Consider the following 22130-nt stretch of genomic DNA (forward strand, 5'->3'; position numbering starts at 1 on the left):
TCCCTTCAGCGGGTGGTGGCGGGCCGGAACCGGCGCCGGTACTCGGCCGGGGCCGTTCCGAGGGCCTTGACGAAGGCGCGGCGCATGGCCTCGGGGGTGCCGTAGCCGCTCGCGCGGGCGACCTCCTCGACGCCGTCGCCGGTGTCCTCCAGCAGGCGGCGGGCGTGTTCCAGGCGGACCCGGTCGACGTAGCGGCCGGGGGTCATGCCGGTCTCGTCGCGGAAGGCGCGCGCGAAGTGGCGTGGTGACAGCCGGGCCATGGTGGCGAGCGACTCGACCGTGAGGTCGCCGGCCGGGTGCTCGGTGATCCACCGCTGGACCTCGCGCAGCGGTGCGCGCCGCGCGGTCTGGGCGGCGAGCTGGGCGCTGAACTGCGCCTGGTTGCCGGGCCGGCGCAGAAAGACCACCAGGTGCCGGGCGACGGCGAGGGCGACGTCCCGGTCCAGGTCCTCCTCGACCAGGGCGAGGGCCAGGTCGATGCCGGCGGTCACGCCGGCCGAGGTGGCGATGTGCCCGTCCCGGACGTAGATGGGCTCCGGGTCCACGGCGAGAGCAGGGTGGTCACGGGCGAGCGTGCCGCAGTGGGCCCAGTGGGTGGTCACGCGTCGCCCGTCGAGAAGCCCGGCGGCGGCGAGCAGGACGGCGCCCGTGCACACCGAGACGAGCCGCGGGGCGCGCGGTCCCTCGGTGCGCAGCCACTCGGTCAGCCGCGGGTCGGGCGCGCGGGTGCCCTCGCCGCCGGGGACCAGCAGGGTGTGCGGCGCGGGGGCCGCGGTGAGCGCCTCGTCCGGTACGAGGGTCAGGCCGGCGGAGCTGCGCACCGGGCCGCCGTCCAGAGAGGCCGTACGGATCCGGTAGGTGCCCGGCGTGTGCCTCTCGGCGCCGGCGAACACCTCGAGCGGACCGGTGACGTCGAGGCTCTGGACGCCGTCGAAGAGGACGAAGAGGACGGTGCGCTGCGCCATGCCGTCGATTCTTCGCCCCCAGGAGGGTGGCTGCAATGACGCGTTTCCCACCTTTTCTGCCATGGCCGTGCCGGGAACGACGCGGCCGGGCGCCGGCTTGCCGCCACGCGCCGCCCTGCTGCCCGGTTGTCGGTGTCACCTGCCACAATTGCCGCGCAACCTCAGTGGAGAAGGCGGTACGGGATCGTGACGACACCCGGATCCATCGAAGCAGGATCCATCGAAGGCAGGATCGCCGAGGAACTCGGCGTACGGGAGCGGCAGGTGAGGGCCGCGGTGGAACTGCTCGACGGCGGTTCGACGGTGCCCTTCATCGCCCGCTACCGCAAGGAAGCGACCGAGATGCTCGACGACGCGCAGCTGCGCACGGTCGAGGAGCGGCTGCGCTATCTGCGGGAGCTGGAGGAGCGGCGGACCGCGATCCTGGAGTCGGTGCGCGAGCAGGGCAAGCTCACCGACGAGCTGGAGGCGCGTATCCGCGGCGCCGAGACCAAGGCGCGGCTGGAGGACGTCTACCTCCCGTACAAGCCCAAGCGGCGCACCAAGGCGCAGATCGCCCGCGAGGCGGGCCTGGAGCCACTGGCGGAGGGCCTGCTGGGCGACCCGACGGTGGATCCGCTGGCGGCGGCTGCCGCGTTCGTGGACGCCGACAAGGGCGTCGCCGACCCGCAGGCCGCCCTGGAGGGCGCCCGGGCCATCCTGACCGAGCGGTTCTCGGAGGACGCCGACCTGATCGGTGAGCTGCGCGAGCGCATGTGGGTGCGCGGGCGGCTGGCCGCGAAGGTGCGGGAGGGCAAGGAGGAGGCGGGCGCGAAGTTCGCCGACTACTTCGACTTCGCCGAGCCGTTCACCGAGCTGCCTTCCCACCGCGTCCTGGCGATGCTGCGCGGCGAGAAGGAGGAGGTCCTCGACGTCGTCCTGGAGCCGGAGGAGCCCACGGACGGGCCTTCGTCCTACGAGGGCATCGTCGCGCACCGGTTCGGGATCGCCGACCGGGGCCGCCCGGCCGACAAGTGGCTGACGGACACGGTCCGCTGGGCCTGGCGCACCCGGCTCCTCGTCCACCTCGGCATCGACCTGCGCCTCAGGCTGCGCACGGCCGCCGAGGACGAGGCGGTGAACGTCTTCGCCGCGAACCTGCGCGACCTGCTGCTGGCCGCCCCGGCCGGCACCCGCGCGACGCTGGGTCTGGACCCCGGTTTCCGTACGGGCGTGAAGGTCGCCGTGGTCGACGCGACCGGCAAGGTCGTCGCCACGGACGTCATCTACCCGCACGTTCCGGCCAACAAGTGGGACGAGGCCCTCGCCAAGCTGGCCCGGCTCGCCAGGGAGCACGCGGTCGAGCTGGTCGCGATCGGCAACGGCACGGCCTCCCGCGAGACCGACAAACTCGCCGGTGAACTGATCACGAAGCACCCGGAGTTGAAGCTCACCAAGGTGATGGTGTCCGAGGCGGGCGCGTCGGTGTACTCGGCCTCGCAGTACGCCTCGCAGGAGCTGCCGGACATGGACGTGTCGCTGCGCGGCGCGGTCTCCATCGCGCGGCGGCTGCAGGACCCGCTGGCCGAGCTGGTGAAGATCGACCCGAAGTCCATCGGCGTCGGCCAGTACCAGCACGACCTGTCCGAGGTGAAGCTGTCCCGCTCGCTGGACGCGGTGGTCGAGGACTGTGTGAACGGCGTCGGCGTGGACGTCAACACGGCGTCCGTGCCACTGCTCTCGCGGGTGTCGGGCATCTCCTCCGGTCTCGCCGAGAACATCGTGGCGCACCGGGACACCAACGGCCCCTTCAAGTCGCGCGCGGAGCTGAAGAAGGTGGCGCGGCTCGGGCCGAAGGCGTACGAGCAGTGCGCGGGCTTCCTGCGCATCCGCGGCGGGGACCCGCTGGACGCCTCCAGCGTGCACCCCGAGGCCTACCCGGTGGTGCGCCGCATGGTGAAGACCACGGGCCAGGAGGTGGCCTCCCTGATCGGCAACACGGGCGTGCTGCGCTCGCTGAAGCCCGCCGACTTCGTGGACGACACCTTCGGTCTGCCGACGGTGACGGACATCCTCAAGGAGCTGGAGAAGCCGGGGCGCGACCCGCGTCCCGCCTTCAAGACGGCCACCTTCAAGGAGGGCGTGGAGAAGATCTCCGACCTGTCCACCGGGATGGTCCTGGAGGGCGTGGTGACGAACGTGGCGGCCTTCGGCGCGTTCGTGGACGTCGGCGTCCACCAGGACGGCCTGGTGCACGTCTCGGCCATGTCGAAGACCTTCGTCAAGGATCCGCGGGACGTCGTCAAGCCGGGTGACATCGTCAAGGTGAAGGTCCTCGACGTGGACATCCCGCGCAAGCGGATCGCGCTGACCCTGCGCCTGGACGACGAGGCCGCGCCGCAGGGGCAGGGCGGTGGCCGCCAGCAGCGCGGGGGCGGTCCCCGCCCGCCGCAGCAGCGGCAGGGCGGCGGACAGGGCCGGCGCGAGGGCCGTGGCGGCGGTGACCGGGGCGGACGGCAGGCCCCGCCGCCCGCCAACGGCGCCATGGCCGACGCGCTGCGGCGAGCCGGGCTGCTGGACCCGAAGAAGCGCTGACCGACGGGGCCCGGGCCCTGCCCGGGCCCCGAAACCGCGTGACCTGAGATCACGCGCTTGCCAGACTCACCCCATGACCGTCACGGATCCCAAGCGCGACCTCCAGGTGTATCTGCAGGACGCCCGCGATGTCCTCCTGTGGAAGCTGGAGGGCCTGTCCGAGTACGACGTCCGGCGCCCCCTGACCCCGACGGGGACCAATCTGCTGGGGCTGGTCAAGCACCTCACCGGCGCGGAGGCCCTGTACTTCGGCGCGACCTACGGCCAGCCCTTCGACGGAACGCCCCTGTGGATCACCGGGGACGCGGAACCCAACGCCGATCTGTGGGCCCGCCCGGACGAGAGCCGGGAGGACGTCGTCGGCCGGTACCGCGCGGCCTGTGCGCACTCCGACGAGACCATCGCCTCACTCCCGCTGGACGCGGTCGGACGGATACCCGGGGGCGAGGGCAGAGAGGTCACACTGCACCGCGGTCTGACCCACATGATCGCCGAGACCCATCGGCACGCCGGACACGCGGACATCGTACGGGAGTTGATCGACGGGGCGACGGGTCAGCGGCCGGACGGCACCAACATGGCCCCCGGGGACCGGGCCGCCTGGGCGGCGCACCGGGAGCGGGTGCAGCGTGCGGCCGAGCAGGCCTGAGGGAAAAAGCTGTTGGGAGACCGGTCGGATCACTACCATTCGATCGGTTTCGCCTTCTGCCCGGTTCCGGGCGCACAACTCATCCTTATGGGGACACATGTTCAGACGTTCCGCCGTTGCGGCCCTGTCGGGCGCGCTGGCACTGTCGGCCCTCACCGTGACGGGCGCCCGGGCCGACTCCGGGGACGGAGACACCCAGGTCCTCCTGGCCGTGGTCAACGGCGGCGAGCCGGTCGTGCTCGGCGCCATGACGAAGAAGACGGTCACCCTCAGCATCAGCGCGACCGACGACTCGGGAATCAAGGACGTCCACGGCTTCCTCTACCACGGCTCGTTCGACAACCCCGACGGCTCCGCCGGGCCCGGTTCCGACACTCCGCTGACCTGCACCCCGGTCGCCGGAAGCACCACCACCTCCACCTGCACCGCCGCCGTCACCATCGACCCGAACGCTATGCTCATCAACGCCAACGCCGGTACCTGGCACATCTGGACGTCCGTGGACGCCAACGACTTCGACTACGTCGACAAGGAGAGCGCGGGCACCTTCCTGATGAAGCGTGCCGCCAGGCTGACCGCCGACGCCTCCCCCGAACCGGTGGCCGCGGGTGCCACGATCACCGTGAAGGGCGCCCTGACCCGCGCCGACTGGGGCAAGGGCGGCACCTACAGCGGCTACGCGGGCCAGTCGGTGAAGCTGCAGTTCCGCAAGGCCGGCACCACGACGTACAGCACCGTGAAGACGGTGACCAGCGGCACCTCGGGCGCCCTCAAGACCACCGCGACGGCCACCGCGGACGGCTACTGGCGCTGGAGCTTCGCCGGGACGAGCACGACCGGCCCGGCCAACGCCTCCGGCGACTACGTCGACGTCACCACGGGCTGACCCGGCGAGCGCTACCGCTCGGTCATCTTGCCGTCCGCCACCTCCAGCCGCCGGGTCACCCGGACCGCTTCCAGCATGCGGCGGTCATGGGTGACCAGGAGCAGCGTGCCCTCGTAGGAGTCGAGGGCGGACTCCAGCTGTTCGATGGCGGGCAGGTCGAGGTGGTTCGTCGGCTCGTCCAGGACCAGGAGATTGACGCCCCGGCCCTGGAGGAGGGCCAGGGCGGCGCGGGTGCGTTCGCCCGGGGAGAGGGTCGCGGCCGGGCGGAGCACATGGTCCGCCTTCAGGCCGAACTTGGCGAGCAGGGTGCGGACCTCGGCGGGCTCCGTGTCGGGGACGGCCGCGGTGAACGCGTCCAGCAGCGTCTCGGGCCCGTGGAACAGCTTGCGGGCCTGGTCGACCTCGCCGACCAGGACGCCCGAGCCGAGCGCGGCGTGTCCGGCGTCGAGCGGGACGCGGCCCAGCAGCGCGCCGAGCAACGTCGACTTGCCGGCGCCGTTGGCCCCGGTGACCGCGACCCGGTCCGCCCAGTCGATCTGCAGGGACACCGGTCCGAAGGTGAAGCCGCCGCGCCGGACCTCGGCGTCCCTGAGGGTCGCCACCACCGCGCCGGAGCGCGGGGCGGCCGCGATCTCCATGCGCAGCTCCCACTCCTTGCGCGGCTCCTCGACCACGTCGAGGCGCTCGATCATGCGCTGGGTCTGCCGGGCCTTGGCGGCCTGCTTCTCGCTGGCCTCGCTGCGGAACTTGCGGCCGATCTTGTCGTTGTCGCTGCCGGCCTTGCGCCGCGCGTTCTTGACGCCCTTGTCCATCCAGGAGCGCTGCATCTGCGCCCGGTCCTGGAGGGCGGCCTTCTTGTCGGCGTACTCCTCGAACTCCTCACGGGCGTGCCGGCGGGCGACCTCGCGTTCCTCCAGGTAGGCCTCGTAGCCGCCGCCGTAGAGGTTGATCTGCCGCTGGGCGAGGTCGAGTTCGAGGACCTTGGTGACCGTACGGGTGAGGAACTCGCGGTCGTGGCTGACGACGACCGTGCCGGCGCGCAGGCCGGTGACGAAGCGCTCCAGGCGCTCCAGGCCGTCGAGGTCGAGGTCGTTGGTGGGCTCGTCCAGGAGGAAGACGTCGTAGCGCGACAGCAGGAGCGAGGCGAGGCCGGCGCGGGCCGCCTGGCCGCCGGACAGGGAGGTCATCGGCTGGTCCAGGCCGACGGCGAGACCGAGGGAGTCGGCGATTTCCTCCGCGCGCTCCTCCAGATCGGCGCCGCCGAGGCCGAGCCAGCGCTCCAGGGCGGTCGCATAGGCGTCGTCGGCGCCGGGCGCGCCGTCGACGAGCGCCTGGGTCGCCTCGTCCATCACCCGCTGGGCGTCGGCGACACCCGTGCGACGGGCCAGGAACTCCCGGACGGTCTCCCCCGGCCTGCGCTCGGGTTCCTGCGGCAGATGGCCCACGGTCGCGCTCGGCGGTGAGAGCCGCAGCTCACCGTGCTCGGGCCGGGTCAGGCCGGCGAGCAGCTTCAGCAGGGTGGACTTGCCCGCGCCGTTGGCGCCGACGAGACCGATCACGTCGCCGGGCGCGACGACGAGGTCCAGGCCGGAGAAGAGGGAACGGTCACCGTGGCCGGCGGCGAGGTTCTTGGCGACGAGGGTGGCAGTCATCAGGAGGCCGATCCTAACGGGCCCGGCACCGCGCCTCAGCCCCCTTTCCCGCCGGTGACCGGTGCCGTGAGCACGCCTCCCGGTGTGCGGGCGACGATGAAGGCCTCGCCCTTGACCGCCTTCGGATCCAGCGGCACCCGGTGCCGGCCGGGTTCCAGGACGCCGTCGAACACCTCGCGGCTGTGGGTGCGGTGGAGCCGGTCGAGGCGGTGGGCGGTGATCCGCACCCGGCATGCCGAGGTCACCTCGACGTCGGCGGTGTCCCCGGCGGCGGTCAGCCCGGCGAGCCGGCGCTGCGGGAGCGGGGTCGGGTCCAGGGCGTGCTCGATCCGGGCGACGAGCAGTGGCACGATCGGGGCCGGCCCGTCCACGCGGGCGACGTCGACCCCTGCCTGCTCGAAGGCCCGCAGGACGGCGGCCCGTTCGGCCTCGCCGACCGCGCGGCCGAAGGCGACCGCGCCGTAACCGCGCAGTTCCTCGGCGGGGACGGCCCGGGCGTCCTGGGTGATGTCGGCGCCGATGCCGATGGTGCGCAGCGCGGCGGCCAGCCTGGCCAGCACCGCGACCCGGGCGCCGATCAGCAGCACCCGCCGGCGGGGCGCGGCGGGATCCTTTGCCAGGGCGCCGAGGGCCGCGCGGTACTCGGCGCCGTGGAAGCGGAACGGGCCTATGCCGTGGTAGCCGTTGAGCTCCAGGTCGGCGTGCTCGTCCGTCTGCCAGGCGAAGTCCCGCCAGACGTAGTCCTCCCCCTCGCGCTCGATGACGGCGGTGACCGCTCCGCAGGCCAGGTCCGCGCACTCGGGGCAGCCGTAGATCACGAACCGGCCCTCCGGGAGCGGCGGTTCGGCCTCCAGCAGCAGGGCGCGCACCTGCGCGGTGAAGATGGCGGGCGGGACGTCCGAGGCCAGCGGGGAGACGGCGTCGAGATCGGACAGCCGGAACAGCAGCGGTCGGCCGTCGACGACGAAGTCCACGAAGTCGCGGTGCACCTGGTAGCCGCCGTCGGCGAGCACACCGCCGGCGCGGATCGCCGGTGTCAGGCCGAAGGTCGCGTATGCGGCAGACATGCTGTGAGTATTCCCACCCCGGCACGGATGTGAGCGCGGCATGACACAGTCGGCCGGACTGGTCCTATCGTCCTGGCGTGGACAGCGAGCCGAGTGACGAAGTGATCGTGGTCGGGAGCGGGGTCGCCGGCCTGACGACGGCCGTGGTGCTGGCCGAGTCCGGGCGGCGGGTACGGGTGTGAGCGCGGGAGCCCGCCGAGCGTACGACCTCGGCGGTCGCCGGCGGCCTGTGGTGGCCGTACCGCATCGAACCCGAGCGGTTGGCCGGTGCCTGGGCGCTGGAGTCCCTCACCGTGTACGAGGAGCTGGCGGGGCGGCCCGAGGAGACGGGCGTACGCCTGGTCGACGGCGTACACCGCGGGGCCCGGCTGGACGAACTGGGCGCGTGGGCGGGCCGGGTGGCGGGGCTGCGGGCCGTGGCCGAGGGGCTGGCGGCGCGGCTGCCGGTGATCGACATGCCGGTGCACCTGGCGTGGCTGCGGGAACGGCTCGCCGAGGCAGGCGGTGTGGTGGAGCTGCGTGAGGTGTCCGGCCTCGCCGCCGTACCGGCACCGGTCGTGGTCAACTGCACGGGCCTGGGCGCGCGTTCGCTGGTGCCGGACCCGGCGGTGCGTCCGGTGCGCGGGCAGCTGGTTCTCGTGGAGAACCCGGGGATCACCACCTGGTTCACCATGGCCGAGCACGCCGGTGACACCTCCACGTACGTCATCCCGCAGCCGGACGGGCTGCTGCTGGGCGGTACGGCGGAGGAGGACGACTGGTCCCTGGAGCCGGACCCCGCCACCGCCGCGGCGATCCTCGCCCGGTGCGCGGCGGTCCGGCCGGAGATCGCGCGGGCCCGGGTGCTCGGCCACCGGGTGGGCCTGCGCCCGGCCCGGGACGCGGTACGACTGGAACGGCAGCCGTTGCCCGACGGCCGCGTCCTGGTCCACAACTACGGCCACGGCGGGGCCGGGGTCACCGTGGCGTGGGGGTGTGCCCGGGAGGCGGCCGGGTTGGCGTTCCCGGCCGCCTGAACGGGGCGTACCCGGGGTCGCCCACCCGGCGGACGCCCCGCCCCGCTGCGCCTATCCCGGGATGTGCCCGGCCGCGCGCGGTGACCGGACGCCGTTCAGGACCCCCGGCGCGGGAGCCGTGGCCGTGCCGGACGTGGCCCGGGCGAACGCCGGTGCGCCGCCGACCAGGGGCAGGCTCGCCGTCGTGCCCGACAGGGACACCGTGACGGCCGGCCGGGTGGCCGGCGGGTCGATGAGGTCCTTGTCCGTGCCCGCGATGATCAGGGCCAGCCGGTGTCCCTGGGGGACGACGTGATCGGTGGCCGCGAGACGCAGGGTCATCGTGTACGCCTTGCCCGGGGTGAGCGGGACGCCCTTGGCGAGGGAGGCGTAGTGGCCGAGGTCGGCCCAGCCGCGGCTGACCACGGTGTAGTCGACCTTGGCCGTCTTGGCCTTCGTCTCCTTGAAGCAGGCGCTGTCGCCGGCCGTGCTCGCGCCCCAGCAGGTGCGCTCGGTGAGCGTGGTGATGCCCTCGTGGCTGTCGGCGTAGTCACGGATGGTGTCCGGGCCGAGGTCGACCAGGACGGCGGAGAGGTGGGCCGAGGTGGTGGTCGGTGTCGCGGTCACCGTCACCGTGGACGAGCCGGACAGGCGCAGGTCATGGGTGAGCTGTGCGGTGAGGAAGCCGGTCTTCTCGGCCGTGGGCGTGGTCAGGTGCGCGGCCCAGTCGGTCTCGCTCAGCTTCGGGTCGTCGGTGAAGGTCTCGGTGCCGGTCGCGGGGCGCAGGCCGAGCGTGCCGACGCCGGCGGCGGGGCCGGGGGCCGGGTGCAGGACGGTGGCGCGGGTGGACTGCGGGGGCCAGACACGGGAGGTGACCCACTGGCCGGGGTGGCGTTCGACGTCGGCCATCGGCGCACGGTCGATGCCGTTGTCGTAGCCGAGGAGTTCGTGGTCGAACCAGCGGTGCAGGGTGTCGACCCAGGCGCCGCGCCGGTAGTCGAAGGGGTCGACGTGCCCGGTCTGGGACAGCCAGATCTTCCGGTGCACGCCGTGCTGCGCGAGGGCGTCCCACCACTGGCCGAAGTGCTTGGTGCGGACGTTGAGGTCCTGCATGCCGTGCACCAGCAACACGCTGGCGCGCACCTTGGCCGCGTCCTTGACGTAGTCCCGCTCGGTCCACAGCCCGGTCCATTCGCCGCTGCGCGGGCTGCCGTCGGCGAGTTTCCTCTGCACGGCCGCGCAGTGGGCGTGTGCCGCGTCGCTCTCGACGTAGCCGGCCAGGCCGTCGGGGCCGCCGTCGTACAGCGGGGCGCCCTGCGCGAAGTAGTAGTCGTACCAGGAGGAGATGCCGCTGATCGGGACGATCGTCCGCAGACCCTTGACACCGGTGGCGGCGACGCCGTTGGCGATCGTGGCGTCCCAGCTCTTGCCGATCATGCCGGTCCTGCCGTTGGTCCAGGTGGCGTTGACGGTCTGCGCCCCGGTCCGGGTGGTGTACGCCTTGGCACGGCCGTTCAGCCAGTCGATGACGGCCTTCGCGGACTGGATGTCGGAGCGGCCGCCGACGTCGACGCAGCCGTCGGAGCGGTTGGTGCCGGCGAGGTCGACGCCGACGAAGGCGTAGCCGCGGGGCACGAAGTAGTTGTCGTAGAAGAGCGGCATCTGGACGACGTGGCCCTGTGCGTCGTACGTCTTGACCTGGCTTTCGTTGCCGCGTCCGCAGCAGGAGTAGTAGGGGCTCGCGTCCATGATGACGGGCACCTTGCGGCCCTGGCGGGCGGGTTCGGCGGGGCGGACGACGTCGGCCGCGACGCGGTCGGTCCTCCCGTCGCCGTCGCCGTCGAGGCCGGTGTCCACCCACACGGACTCGCGGATGGCGTGGGCGTAGGAGTAGACGGGCCGGCTCTCGCGGGGTGCGGCCTGCGCGGCGGCTGGAGTGAGGAACGCGGCCGCCAGGGTGGCGACGACCGCCGTGGCGAGCGCTCTCCAGATCGTGGAGCGCGTGCGAATGAGGGTGCGAATCGGCATGCGCGGACGGTACTCCGGTGAACTGCCGTACAGAAGAGCGCTTCAGGGCGACGCGCGGGCCCGTGACGGCCGAATGGCGATCGTGTGACAGCGGGGGCCATGGACAGGTCAGGGGCCACGGGGACTGAATAGGCTCCGAACAGAGATCTCCGAACGGACCTCATGTACCGACGACTTGGAGCTGACGTGCACCGCAGAATCATCGCGCCGGGCGCACTGGCGGCGGCCTCCCTCCTGCTGGCGATCCCGGCATCGGCCGCGAGCTACTCCCCGGGCGCGCCGGGCATCGGCGACCCGTACTACCCGTACTACGGCAACGGCGGCTACGACGTCTCGCACTACGACCTGAGGCTGCAGTACCAGCCGACGACGGACGAGTTGCAGGGCACGGCGACGATCCTGGCGAGGACCACGCAGGACCTGTCCAGCTTCGACCTGGACTTCCTGCTGGATGTGAGCGAGGTACGGGTCAACGGCGCCAAGGCCGCGTTCACGCACTCCCAGCAGCACGAACTGGTCGTCACGCCGAAGACGCCGCTGGCCAAGGGCACGCCGGTCACGGTCGTGGTCCGCTACAGTGGGGTGCCGTCCACGAAGACCGCCTACGGGTTCAACGCCTGGCACCGCACGCCGGACGGCGCGGTCGCCGCCGACGAGCCCGAGGCCGCCTGGTGGTGGTTCCCGAGCAACGACCACCCGAGCGACAAGGCCACCTACGACGTGTCGGTGGCGGTGCCGGACGGCACCCAGGCCATCTCCAACGGCACGCTGCAGTCGACCGGTTCGAAGCTGGGCTGGACCCGCTACAGCTGGCGGCAGAACAAGCCGCAGGCGACCTATCTGGCCACACTCGCCGTCGGCAGGTTCGACATCACGACCGGTACCTCCGACGGCGGTGTGCCGGTCGTCAACGCCTACAGCAAGGACCTCGGTGACAACGACGGGGCCGCGCGGGCGAGTGTGGAGCGCACCGGCGAGCTGGTCGACTGGCTGAGCGGCTACTTCGGGCCGTATCCGTTCAGCTCGGCCGGCGGGTACGTGCCGAACACCACCACCGGGTACGCGCTGGAGACCCAGGGCCGCGTCTACTACAGCCCGAAGCAGTTCGCGAAGGGCGCCAACAGCTCGGTGGTCGTGCACGAGCTGGCCCACCAGTGGTACGGCGACGACGTGTCGCTGAAGGGCTGGAAGGACATCTGGCTCAACGAGGGCTTCGCGACGTACGCGCAGTGGCTGTGGTCCGAGCACGAGGGCGAGGGCACCACGCAGCAGCTCGCCGACTACGTGTACGCCTCCCATCCGGCCGACGACGCGTTCTGGACGGTCAAGCCGGGTGACCCGGGCCCGGACAACCAGTTCGACGCCGCCGTCTACGACCGGGGCGCCCTCGCCATCCAGGCGCTGCGCAAGGAGGTCGGCGACGACGCGTTCTTCCGCATCCTGAAGGGCTGGCCGCAGGAGCACGCCTACGGCAACGCCTCGGTGGCCGACTTCCAGAAGTACGCCGAGCAGGTGTCCGGCAAGCCCCTCGCGGCGCTTTTCGACACCTGGCTGTTCCAGCCGTCGAAGCCGGCCGCGTCCGCGGCGCGCGCCGCGTCCCTGGCGAAGGCGGACACGACGGCGGCCCGGCCGAAGTCCTGGAAGTGGATCGAGTCGGCGCACGGCGGCCACGGGCGCTGACCGCGCGTCGGGGCGCTCTGCGCGGCCGGGCCGGCCTCGGGCTGCAGTGCCCGGGGACCGGTCCGGCCGTCCGCTTCGACCGCTCGTCCCGGCCTGACGGCTCCGCCCGGGAGGCCGGGGCCGTGCAGGCTTCGGGCGGCTTGCCAGCGGCTCTGATCTGCTACTTCGCGGGGTCCGACAGCTCTGCCAGGGCCTTGTCCGTGTTCGCGGACACCCGGCGGCGCACGCCGAACCAGCCGGCGACCAGCATGAGGGCGATCACCGGGATCAGCAGGATGGTCTTGCGGCCGACGTCGGGGTCGTTCCACATCATGCCGAGACAGACCAGCAGGAAGACGATCGTGGCGATCTCGGTGACCGGGCTGAACTTCAGCTGGAAGTGCGGCCGGGTCACCAGGCCCTCACGGGCACGGCGGACGAAGACCATGTGGCAGACCATGATGATCACCCAGGTGCTGATGATGCCGAGGGAGGCGACGTTCAGCACGATCTCGAAGGCCTGGCTCGGCACGAGGTAGTTCAGGCCGACACCGAGCACGCAGACCGCGCAGGTCAGCAGGATGCCGCCGTAGGGCACCTGGCTGCGGCTCATCCTGGCGGTGAACTTCGGGGCGGAGCCCGCCATGGCCATCGAGCGCAGGATGCGGCCGGTGGAGTACAGACCCGAGTTCAGCGAGGACATGGCGGCGGTCAGCACGACGAGGTTCATCACGTCACCGGCCGCCGGGACGCCGATCTTGGACAGGACGGTCACGAACGGGCTCTGACCGGCGGAGTACACCGAGCCGGGGAGCAGCAGAGCGAGCAGGACGACCGAGCCGACGTAGAAGAGGCCGACGCGCCACATGATCGAGTTCACCGCGCGCGGGACGACCTTCTCCGGCTCGGCGGTCTCGCCGGCGGCCACGCCGACCAGCTCCAGCGCGGCGTAGGCGAAGATCACGCCCTGCATGACCAGGACGACCGGCATCATGCCGTGCGGGAAGATGCCGCCGTGATCGGTGATCACGCTCAGGCCGGGGGTGTGGCCGCCGACCTTGTGCTGGGTGGCGAGCAGGAAAATGCTGACCAGCATGAAGCCGACGATGGTGGCGACCTTGATGATCGCGAACCAGAACTCCATCTCGCCGAAGATCTTCACCGAGATCAGGTTCACGGCCAGGACCACCGCGAGGGCGATCAGCGCCAGCACCCACTGCGGGATCGAGGTGAAGAAGCTCCAGTAGTGCGTGTAGAGCGCGATCGCGGTGATGTCGGCGATGCCGGTGGTCGACCAGTTCAGGAAGTACATCCAGCCGGCGACGTAGGCGCCCTTCTCGCCGAGGAACTCGCGTGCGTACGACACGAAGGAGCCGGAGGACGGACGGTACAGGACCAGTTCGCCCAGGGCGCGTACGACGAAGAAGGCGAAGACGCCGCAGACCAGATAGGCCAGGGCGAGCGCCGGGCCGGCGTTGTGCAGCCGGCCGCCGGCTCCCAGGAGGAGCCCGGTGCCGATGGCGCCGCCGATGGCGATCATGTTGATGTGGCGGGCCTTGAGGTCCTTGCTGTAACCGGCGTCGCCCGCGTCCGCGGGCGTCGCGGCCGTCTGGGCAGGGGCTATGGCCTGTGCCGAATCCACGGCGTCCTTGCTCACGGGTGGTACCACTTTCCTGGTGCGCCCGGTCCTCGTGGGCCCGGGGGTCGTGCAGGGTTCGGCCCGCACCATCCCGATGTGTTGCGGCACAGACCAAGGCAGCAGCTTCCCAGAAGGAACCGGCGGTAGTCGGTGGCCCATGTCACAGAGCGTTGCTTCTCACATGATCTACGCGGGGTTCACCCGGCGTTCACCATGGGTTTCACACCATCGGTGAGACAGCGATACTGCTGCACATGACGACCGATGCCGGGCAGACGCCCCTCACCATCGACGAGCTGGCCGCCCGGGCGGGCGTCACGGTCCGCACCGTGCGCTTCTACGGCAGCAAGGGACTGCTGCCGCCGCCGGTGATCGGCCCGCGCCGGGTGGGGCACTACGGGCCGGACCACGTGGCCCGGCTGGCCCTCATCGAGGAGTTGCAGCAGCAGGGCATGACCCTGTCGGCGATCGAGCGGTACCTGAAGCAGCTGCCGGACGATCTCACCCCGCACGACCTGGCCATTCACCGGGCGGTGGTCGCGTCCTGGGCGCCGGACGCGGTGGACACGGTGTCGCGGCGGGAACTGGAACGGCGGGCGGGACGGCCGCTCACCACCGAGGACGTGGAGCGGCTGGCGGCGATGAACGTCGTCACGGAGGTGGACGGTGACACCTTCCGTGTCGATGCCGGCCTGCTCCGGCTCGGAGTGCAGCTGCTCGACGTGCCGCTGTCGCAGGAGGTGATCCTCGCGGCGCGCAAGGTGCTCATCGAGCACTCGCGCGCCGCGGCCCACGAACTCTCCCGGCTCTTCCGCGGCGAGGTGGCGGAGCGTGACGCCCGGGACGTGAAGTCCCTGTCGGCGCACATGCACCCCTTGGTGGTCCAGGCGCTGCTGACCACCTTCCAGCGCTCGCTGCGGGAAAAGCTGAGCGAGTGGGTCACCGGGTCAGGCGCGGGCTGAGTCGGTGAACCGCTCCCCCTTCTCGGCCTTCTCCACCAGCAGGGCGGGCGGGGTGAACCGCTCGCCGTAGGCCTCGGCGAGCTCCCGCGCGCGGGCCACGAAACCGGGCAGGCCGCCCTCGTAGCCGTTGACGTACTGCAGCACTCCTCCGGTCCAGCCCGGGAAGCCGATGCCGAGGACGGAGCCGATGTTGGCGTCGGCGACCGAGGTCAGGACGCCCTCCTCGAGGAGCCGCACGGTGTCGAGCGCCTCGGCGAAGAGCATCCGCTCCTGCATGTCCCGGAACGGGATCCGGTGCCCCGGCTTCGTGAAGTGCTCACGCAGGCCCGGCCAGAGTCCGGCCCGCTTGCCGTCCTCGGTGTAGTCGTAGAAACCGGCGCCGCCGCTGCGGCCCGGGCGGCCGAACTCGTCCACCATGCGGTCGATGACCGCCTCGGCCGGATGCGCCGTCCAGGTGCCGCCCGCCTCCTCCACGGCCCGCTTCGTCTCGTTCCGGATCTTGCGCGGCAGGGTGAGGGTCAGCTCGTCCATGAGGGAGAGGACCTTGGCCGGGTAGCCGGCCTGGGCGGCGGCCTGCTCCACGGAGGCGGGCTCGATGCCCTCGCCGACCATCGCGACGCCCTCGTTGATGAAGTGGCCGATCACCCGCGAGGTGAAGAAGCCGCGCGAGTCGTTGACGACGATCGGCGTCTTGTTGATCTGCCGGACCAGGTCGAAGGCCCGGGCCAGCGCCTCGTCGCCGGTGCGCTCGCCCTTGATGATCTCCACCAGCGGCATCTTGTCGACCGGCGAGAAGAAGTGCAGCCCGATGAAGTCGGCCTGGCGCTCCACGCCCTCGGCGAGGGTGGTGATGGGCAGGGTGGAGGTGTTGGAGCACAGCAGCGCGTCGGGGGCGACGACGGACTCGATCTCCTGGAACACCTTGTGCTTGAGGCTGGTGTCCTCGAACACGGCCTCGATGACCGCGTCGCAGCCCGCGAGGTCCAAGGCGTCGGCGGTGGGGGTGATCCGGGCGAGCAGCGCGTCCGCCTTCTCCTGGCTGGTACGGCCCCTGGTGACGGCCTTGGCGCACAGCTTCTCGGAGTAGGCCTTGCCCTTGACGGCCGCTTCCAGGGAGACGTCCTTGAGGACGACCTCGATGCCGGCGCGGGCGCACGAGTAGGCGATGCCGGCGCCCATCATGCCGGCGCCGAGGACGGCGACCCTGCGGACCTGGCGGGGCTCGATGCCCTTGGGGCGGTTGGCGCCGGAGTTGACGGCCTGGAGGTCGAAGAAGAACGCCTGGATCATGTTCTTCGAGGTCTGTCCGGCGGCCAGCTCCACGAAGTAGCGGGCCTCGATGACCTGGGCGGTCTCGAAGTCGACCTGGGCGCCCTCGACGGCCGCGGCGAGGATGTTGCGCGGGGCCGGGTAGGGCGCGCCGTTCGTCTGCTTGCGCAGGGTGGCAGGGAAGGCCGGCAGGTTGGCCGCGAACCTCGGGTTGGCGGGCGTGCCGCCGGGGATCTTGTAGCCGGGCTTGTCCCAGGGCTGCTGCGACTCGGGGTTGGCGTCGATGAAGGCGCGTGCCCTGGCGAGGAGTTCGTCCCGCGTGGCGGCGACCTCGTGGACGAGACCGTTCTCCTGGGCGCGCCGCGCGTTGTACTGCTGGCCCTGCAGGAGCACCTTCAGCAGCGCGTCGGCGATGCCCAGCAGCCGTACCGTACGGACGACTCCGCCGCCTCCGGGCAGCAGGCCGAGGGTGACCTCGGGGCAGCCGATCTTCGTGCCGGAGGTGTCGAGGGCGACCCGGTGGTGGCAGGCGAGGGCCAGTTCGAAACCGCCGCCGAGGGCCGCGCCGTTGATCGCGGCGACGACCGGCTTGCCGAGGGTCTCGATGCGGCGCAGGTTCCGCTTGATGGCGAGACCGCCGTCGAACAGGTCCTGCGCGGTCTCGGGTGTGACCCGGATCAGGTCGCGCAGGTCGCCGCCCGCGAAGAAGGTCTTCTTGGCGGAGGTGAAGATGATGCCGCGGACGGACTCCTTCTCGGCCTCCAGCCGGTCGGTGATCGCGGCGAGGGAGTCGCGGAACGCCTGGTTCATGGTGTTCGCGGACTGGTCGGGGTCGTCCAGGACGAGGGTGACGACACCGGTGTCGTCCTGCTCCCAGCGGATGGTCGTGCTCTCGGTCATGACAGTCGTCTCCGTTGAAGTCTGGTGAGTCCGCGGGGAGTTCAGATGCGCTCGACGATGGTGGCGATGCCCATGCCGCCGCCGACGCACAGGGTGGCGAGGCCGTAACGCTTGTCCTGGCGCTCCAGTTCGTCGATGAGCGTGCCGAGGATCATCGCGCCGGTCGCGCCGAGCGGGTGGCCGAGGGCGATGGCACCGCCGTTGACGTTGACCTTGTCCAGGGACAGGCCCATGTCCTTGACGAAGCGCAGCACGACCGCGGCGAACGCCTCGTTGATCTCGACGAGGTCGATGTCGTCGATGGTGAGGCCGGCCTTCGCCAGGGCCTTGCGGGTGGCGGGGGCGGGACCGGTGAGCATGATGGTCGGTTCGGAGCCGGAGACGGCCGCGGAGACGATCCGCGCGCGCGGTGTGAGGCCGTGACGCTCGCCGACCTCCCGGGATCCGATCGCGACGAGGGAGGCGCCGTCGACGATGCCGGAGGAGTTGCCCGCGTGGTGGACGTGGTCGATCTTCTCCACCCAGTGGTACTTCTGCAGCGCGACGGCGTCGAAGCCGCCGAGGTCGCCGATGTCCGCGAACGACGGCTTGAGCTTCGCGAGGGAGTCGGCGGTGGTACCGGGGCGCGGGTGTTCGTCGTGGTCGAGGACGACCAGTCCGCTGCGGTCCTTCACCGGGACGACCGAGCGGGCGAAGCGGCCCTCCTTCCAGGCCGTGACGGCGCGCTCCTGGGACAGGGCGGCGTACTCGTCCACGTCACGGCGGGAGAAGCCCTCGATGGTGGCGATCAGGTCGGCGCCGATGCCCTGCGGCACGAAGTTGACGGCGAGGTTGGTCATCGGGTCGTTGAACCAGGCGCCGCCGTCGGAGGCCATCGGGACGCGGGACATGGACTCCACGCCGCCCGCGAGCACCAGGTCCTCCCAGCCCGAGCGGACCTTGGCGGCGGCCAGGTTGACGGCTTCCAGGCCCGAGGCACAGAAGCGGTTCTCCTGCACGCCCGCGACCGTGTCCGGCAGTCCGGCGGCGATCGCGGCGATCCGGGCGATGTCGGAGCCCTGGTCGCCGACCGGTCCGACGACACCGAGCACGATGTCGTCGACGGCGGCCGGGTCGAGACCGGGGAAGCGGTCGCGGATCTCGTGGATGAGTCCGACCACCAGGTCGATGGGCTTGGTGCCGTGCAGGGCGCCGTTCGCCTTGCCGCGGCCGCGCGGGGTGCGGATCGCGTCGTACACGTACGCTTCGGTGCTCACTGATGTGCCTTTCGGGAGGGTGGGCCGGGCGGGGTGAGCCGGGTCAGTCGGGGTCGGTGACCGGGTCGTCGTTCACGGGTGCGGGGGTCCCCCAGTCCCGCGCCACCGCCTCCGTGTCGGCGCCCGGCAGGGCGGGGCCGGTACGGACGCGCGTGGGCGTGGCGGAGAAACGGGGGGCGGGGGCGGGCTGGGTGATGCCGGCGTGGTCGGTGAAGGTGCCGCGGGCGGCGAGGTGCGGGTGGTGCGGGGCCTCGCGCAGGGACAGCACGGGGGCCACGCAGGCGTCCGTTCCCTCGAAGACCGCCGTCCACTCGTCCCGGCTCCGGGACCTGAAGCGGGCGGCGACCCGCTCGCGCAGCTCGCCCCAGCGGGTCCAGTCCTTGCGGGCCCCCGCCAGGTCGTCCAGGCCGAGCAGGCGCAGGAACTCCTCGTAGAACCGCTCCTCCAGGGCGCCGACCGCCATGTATCTGCCGTCGGATGTCTCGTAGGTTCCGTAGTAGGGGCAGCCGCCGTCGAGGAGGTTGGCGGCGCGCCGGTCCTGCCAGCCGCCGGCCGCGAGCATGCCGTGGATCATCGCGGACAGATGGGCCGTGCCGTCGACGATGGCGGCGTCGACGACCTGTCCGGTGCCGGTCACGCGCGCGTGGTGGAGGGCGGCGAGCACGCCGACCACCAGATACAGGGCGCCGCCCGCGTAGTCCCCGAGCAGGTTGGCGGGGAGGGCCGGGGGTTCGTCCGGGCGGCCGATCATGCCGAGGGTGCCGGTCAGCGCGATGTAGGCCACGTCGTGTCCCGCGCGGTCGGCGAGGGGGCCGTGCTGGCCCCAGCCGGTCATGCGGCCGTAGACCAGGCGGGGGTTACGGGCGTGGCACTCCTCGGGGCCGACGCCGAGCCGCTCGGCGACGCCCGGTCGGTAGCCCTCGATGAGGATGTCGGCGCGCTCGGCGAGGTCCAGCACGCGCGCGGGGCCGTCCGGTGCCTTCAGGTCGACCAGGGTCGAGCGCTTGTTGCGGTTGGTCACGTCGTGGGCGGGGTCGATCGCGAGGCCGGGGCCGCCCGGCCGGTCCACCCTGACCACGTCGGCGCCCAGGTCCGCCAGGAGCATGGCGGCGAACGGGCCCGGCCCGATGCCGGCCAGCTCGAGCACGCGCACCCCGGACAGCGGACCGCTGCCCGGCGTCGCCGGCGTCCCTGCCGTCGTCATGCGTCCAGCCCCCTGAGCGTGTGTGACACAACTGATGTAACACCGGTGATGCTAAGAACGCGTTCCACCGGACACAAGACCCAACGAGCAAGCGCTTAGCCAAGTGCCCGGCCCCGCGTGGATCACCCGGGAGAGTGAGAGGGAGGCGCCGCGGCCGCGGGGGCGCCGCACTCGCGTACTTTCTCCCGCTTCCTCAGGGCGTTCCTGGCTGCGGCCACCGCTGCCTCCGGGCTGGTCGTCGTCGCTGGCTCCCCTCACGCTAGCCTCAGCCACCGACAGCGGCGCGGGCTGCGGGACCAAGGGGTGTCATGAGCAGGCTGAACAGGACGGACCGTCCCTACGACCTCGTGCTCTTCGGAGCCACCGGCTTCGTCGGCACCCTCACGGCGGAGTATCTCGCCGCGCACGCCCCCGAGGACCTGCGCTGGGCGGTGGCCGGTCGGGACGAGGGGAAGCTTAAGCGGCTGCGCGAGCGCCTGCCCGGCGGCGCCGACGTCGGCGTGCTCCGCGCCGACGTGACCGAACCGGCCGGCCTGCGCGCTCTCGCCGAGCACGCGCGCGTGGTGGCCACGACCGTCGGCCCGTACGTCCTGCACGGTGAGGAACTGGTCGCCGCCTGCGCCGACACCGGGACCGACTACCTGGACCTGACGGGCGAGCCGGAGTTCGTGGACCTGATGTACGTCCGCCACGACACACGCGCGCGGGAGACGGGCGCGCGCCTCGTGCACGCCTGCGGCTTCGACTCCGTACCGCACGACCTCGGCGTGTACTTCACGGTCCGGCAGCTGCCGGAAGGGGTGCCGCTGACCGTGGACGGCTATGTGACCGCCGACGCGGCCTTCTCCGGCGGCACCCTGGCCTCGGCGCTGAACCAGTTCGCCCGCGGCCGGCAGCTGCTGGCCGCCGCGCGCGAACGCGGCCGGCACGAGCCCCGGCTCATGGGCCGCCGGGTCTCGGCCCCCACGGGTGCTCCTCGGTTCGCCAAGGAGGTCGGCGCCTGGGCGCTGCCGCTGCCGACCGTGGACCCGCAGATCGTGCGCCGTTCGGCGAAGGCGCTCGAGCGGTACGGACCCGACTTCCGCTACCGGCACTACGCGGCAGTGCGGCACCTCCCGGTGGCCCTGGGCGGGGTCGCCGCGGTCGGAGCGGTGCTGGCGGCCGCCCAACTGCCGCCCGCACGGCGTTGGCTGTCGGGCCGGCTGCAGCCGGGGGACGGGCCGAGCGCGCAACGGCGGGCGAGGAGCCGGTTCGCGGTGCGCTTCGTCGGCGAGGGCGGCGGGCGGCGCGTGTTCACGGAGGTCGCGGGCGGCGACCCCGGCTACGACGAGACGGCGAAGATGTTCGCCGAGGCGGCCCTGTGCCTGGCCTTCGACGACCTTCCGCCGACGGCCGGGCAGGTCACCACGGCGCAGGCGATGGGCGACGCCCTGACCGAGCGGCTGCGCACCGCGGGCATCACCTTCCGGGTGGCGGCCGCCGGTCCCGCCACCCCGGCCCCCGTTCGAGAGTCGTTCACGACGTCGGAGGAGCCGAGGGAAGCGGGCGAGGCATGAGCTTCGTGCTCGACGTGACCGTGGACGAGGCGGCGTCGGGGCACGACCGCGCCGGGGGACCGGGGCGCATCCTGCGCTACGCCTGGCGGGTCGTGGTCTCCTGAGCGCCGCTACCCCCGGCCTGTGCCGCCTCGCGAAGCGCACGGCGGCACAGGGCGTCCGCCCGGCGCGTGGTCTCCGGCAGCCGGTAGCGCGGGGTCAGAGCCAGCGTGTGGGCCACGGCGTTGTCCAGGCTCACGCGGTGACCGACGGAGACGAACACCGGTTTGACGCCGTCCCGGGTGCGCAGCGCGCGCCCGACCTCCTCGGCCCCCGCGCGCAGCGGGGCGGAGGAGCCCCGCCGCGTACCGGGATCGTCGTACGTGAAGGTGAACGGGTTCTTGGCGACACCGATGACCGGCAGGCCGGTGAGCACGCCCAGGTGGCTCGCGAGCCCGAAGCGGCGTGGGTGGGCCAGCCCGTAGCCGTCGCAGACGACCAGACCGGGCGGGCAGGGCAGCTCGTCCAGGGCGGCCCGGACGGCCGGGATCTCGCGGAAGGCCAGCAGCCCCGGCACGTACGGGAAGCAGACCCGGCCGACGGCGGTCGCCTCGGCCACCACCTCCAGGGTGGCGGCGTCCAGCACGACGGCCGCCGCGGCGACGAGGTCGAGTACGTCGTCGTAGGCGACGTCGACCCCCGTGACCCGGCCGGTGCCCGGCTCCGGGCCGCTCTCGTCGAGCACCACCCGGCCGCGCAGCCCGTCCTGTACCGCGCGGGCCTCTTCCTCGGTCGCGGGCCAGCCCGCGGGTACGCCTACGGTCGTCATGGTGACGCCGACTCTACGGGGCCCACGGCGCCGGCCGGCTCCGAGGGGTAGGCTCGCGATC

Annotated in this window: 15 protein-coding genes and 1 pseudogene; 7 read left to right on the forward strand and 9 right to left on the reverse strand. The window is 72.2% G+C overall.

The features are described from left to right. Nucleotides 1–5: 5 nt before the first annotated feature. The gene (locus tag ACZ7HQ_RS37985; protein WP_470999965.1) at nt 6–965 is read right to left on the reverse strand and encodes a GlxA family transcriptional regulator; all 960 of its coding nucleotides are present in this window, start codon (nt 963–965) and stop codon (nt 6–8) included. Between the two features lie 186 nt (nt 966–1151). Between ACZ7HQ_RS37985 and ACZ7HQ_RS37990 the strand changes: the two genes are divergently transcribed. From ACZ7HQ_RS37990 to ACZ7HQ_RS38000, 3 genes are all read left to right on the forward strand, one after another. Beyond that, nucleotides 1152–3539 (forward strand): Tex family protein, encoded by a 2388-nt coding sequence (locus ACZ7HQ_RS37990; RefSeq protein WP_470999967.1) that lies wholly within the window; start codon nt 1152–1154, stop codon nt 3537–3539. Between the two features lie 73 nt (nt 3540–3612). Continuing rightward, nucleotides 3613–4188 carry a DinB family protein gene (locus tag ACZ7HQ_RS37995; RefSeq protein WP_470999969.1) on the forward strand — a complete coding sequence of 192 codons (576 nt, stop codon included), beginning with the start codon at nt 3613–3615 and terminating at the stop codon, nt 4186–4188. Nucleotides 4189–4285: 97 nt separating this feature from the next. Continuing rightward, nucleotides 4286–5074 (forward strand): calcium-binding protein, encoded by a 789-nt coding sequence (locus ACZ7HQ_RS38000; RefSeq protein WP_470999971.1) that lies wholly within the window; start codon nt 4286–4288, stop codon nt 5072–5074. 11 nt (nt 5075–5085) lie between these two features. On the opposite strand, the gene ACZ7HQ_RS38005 is transcribed toward ACZ7HQ_RS38000, so the two are convergent. Both ACZ7HQ_RS38005 and ACZ7HQ_RS38010 read right to left on the reverse strand, forming a co-directional pair. After that, complete coding sequence (locus ACZ7HQ_RS38005; protein ID WP_470999973.1) at nt 5086–6726, reverse strand: ABC-F family ATP-binding cassette domain-containing protein; 1641 nt, start codon at nt 6724–6726, stop codon at nt 5086–5088. 35 nt (nt 6727–6761) lie between these two features. Then, nucleotides 6762–7793, reverse strand: a complete 1032-nt coding sequence (locus ACZ7HQ_RS38010) for an oxidoreductase (RefSeq protein WP_470999975.1) — start codon at nt 7791–7793, stop codon at nt 6762–6764. Nucleotides 7794–7894: 101 nt separating this feature from the next. Between ACZ7HQ_RS38010 and ACZ7HQ_RS38015 the strand changes: the two are divergent. Next, nucleotides 7895–8809, forward strand: a pseudogene (locus tag ACZ7HQ_RS38015) (FAD-dependent oxidoreductase). 51 nt (nt 8810–8860) lie between these two features. Here ACZ7HQ_RS38015 and ACZ7HQ_RS38020 read toward each other — a convergent pair. Beyond that, a complete protein-coding gene (locus ACZ7HQ_RS38020) occupies nt 8861–10816 on the reverse strand; it encodes a Xaa-Pro dipeptidyl-peptidase (RefSeq protein WP_470999977.1) in 1956 nt (651 codons plus the stop codon). Nucleotides 10817–11002: 186 nt separating this feature from the next. Between ACZ7HQ_RS38020 and ACZ7HQ_RS38025 the strand changes: the two genes are divergently transcribed. Further along, on the forward strand, nt 11003–12496 hold the full coding sequence (locus tag ACZ7HQ_RS38025) for a M1 family metallopeptidase (protein ID WP_470999979.1): 1494 nt from the start codon (nt 11003–11005) through the stop codon (nt 12494–12496). A gap of 160 nt (nt 12497–12656) precedes the next feature. Here ACZ7HQ_RS38025 and ACZ7HQ_RS38030 read toward each other — a convergent pair whose 3' ends face one another. Beyond that, on the reverse strand, nt 12657–14132 hold the full coding sequence (locus tag ACZ7HQ_RS38030) for an amino acid permease (protein ID WP_470999981.1): 1476 nt from the start codon (nt 14130–14132) through the stop codon (nt 12657–12659). 236 nt (nt 14133–14368) lie between these two features. Here ACZ7HQ_RS38030 and ACZ7HQ_RS38035 point away from each other — a divergent pair, with 236 nt between their 5' ends. Beyond that, nucleotides 14369–15076, forward strand: a complete 708-nt coding sequence (locus tag ACZ7HQ_RS38035; RefSeq protein ID WP_470999983.1) for a MerR family transcriptional regulator — start codon at nt 14369–14371, stop codon at nt 15074–15076. Here ACZ7HQ_RS38035 and ACZ7HQ_RS38040 read toward each other — a convergent pair. Genes ACZ7HQ_RS38040 through ACZ7HQ_RS38050 form a run of 3 tightly spaced genes read right to left on the reverse strand, consistent with a single transcriptional unit; the run spans nt 15062 to nt 19705 of the window. Then, complete coding sequence (locus tag ACZ7HQ_RS38040) at nt 15062–17245, reverse strand: 3-hydroxyacyl-CoA dehydrogenase NAD-binding domain-containing protein (protein ID WP_470999985.1); 2184 nt, start codon at nt 17243–17245, stop codon at nt 15062–15064. The genes ACZ7HQ_RS38035 and ACZ7HQ_RS38040 overlap by 15 nt on opposite strands. Before the next feature lie 41 nt (nt 17246–17286). Continuing rightward, nucleotides 17287–18501, reverse strand: coding sequence for an acetyl-CoA C-acetyltransferase (locus ACZ7HQ_RS38045; protein ID WP_470999987.1), 1215 nt, complete (start codon nt 18499–18501; stop codon nt 17287–17289). Nucleotides 18502–18544: 43 nt separating this feature from the next. Then, nucleotides 18545–19705, reverse strand: coding sequence for a CaiB/BaiF CoA transferase family protein (locus ACZ7HQ_RS38050; RefSeq protein ID WP_470999989.1), 1161 nt, complete (start codon nt 19703–19705; stop codon nt 18545–18547). Nucleotides 19706–20013: 308 nt separating this feature from the next. Here ACZ7HQ_RS38050 and ACZ7HQ_RS38055 point away from each other — a divergent pair, with 308 nt between their 5' ends. Then, nucleotides 20014–21261, forward strand: coding sequence for a saccharopine dehydrogenase family protein (locus ACZ7HQ_RS38055; protein ID WP_470999991.1), 1248 nt, complete (start codon nt 20014–20016; stop codon nt 21259–21261). Between the two features lie 76 nt (nt 21262–21337). Here ACZ7HQ_RS38055 and ACZ7HQ_RS38060 read toward each other — a convergent pair whose 3' ends face one another. Beyond that, complete coding sequence (locus ACZ7HQ_RS38060) at nt 21338–22069, reverse strand: endonuclease V (protein WP_470999993.1); 732 nt, start codon at nt 22067–22069, stop codon at nt 21338–21340. Nucleotides 22070–22130 lie beyond the last annotated feature (61 nt).

The sequence above is a fragment of the Streptomyces sp. NPDC037290 genome (assembly GCF_055603245.1).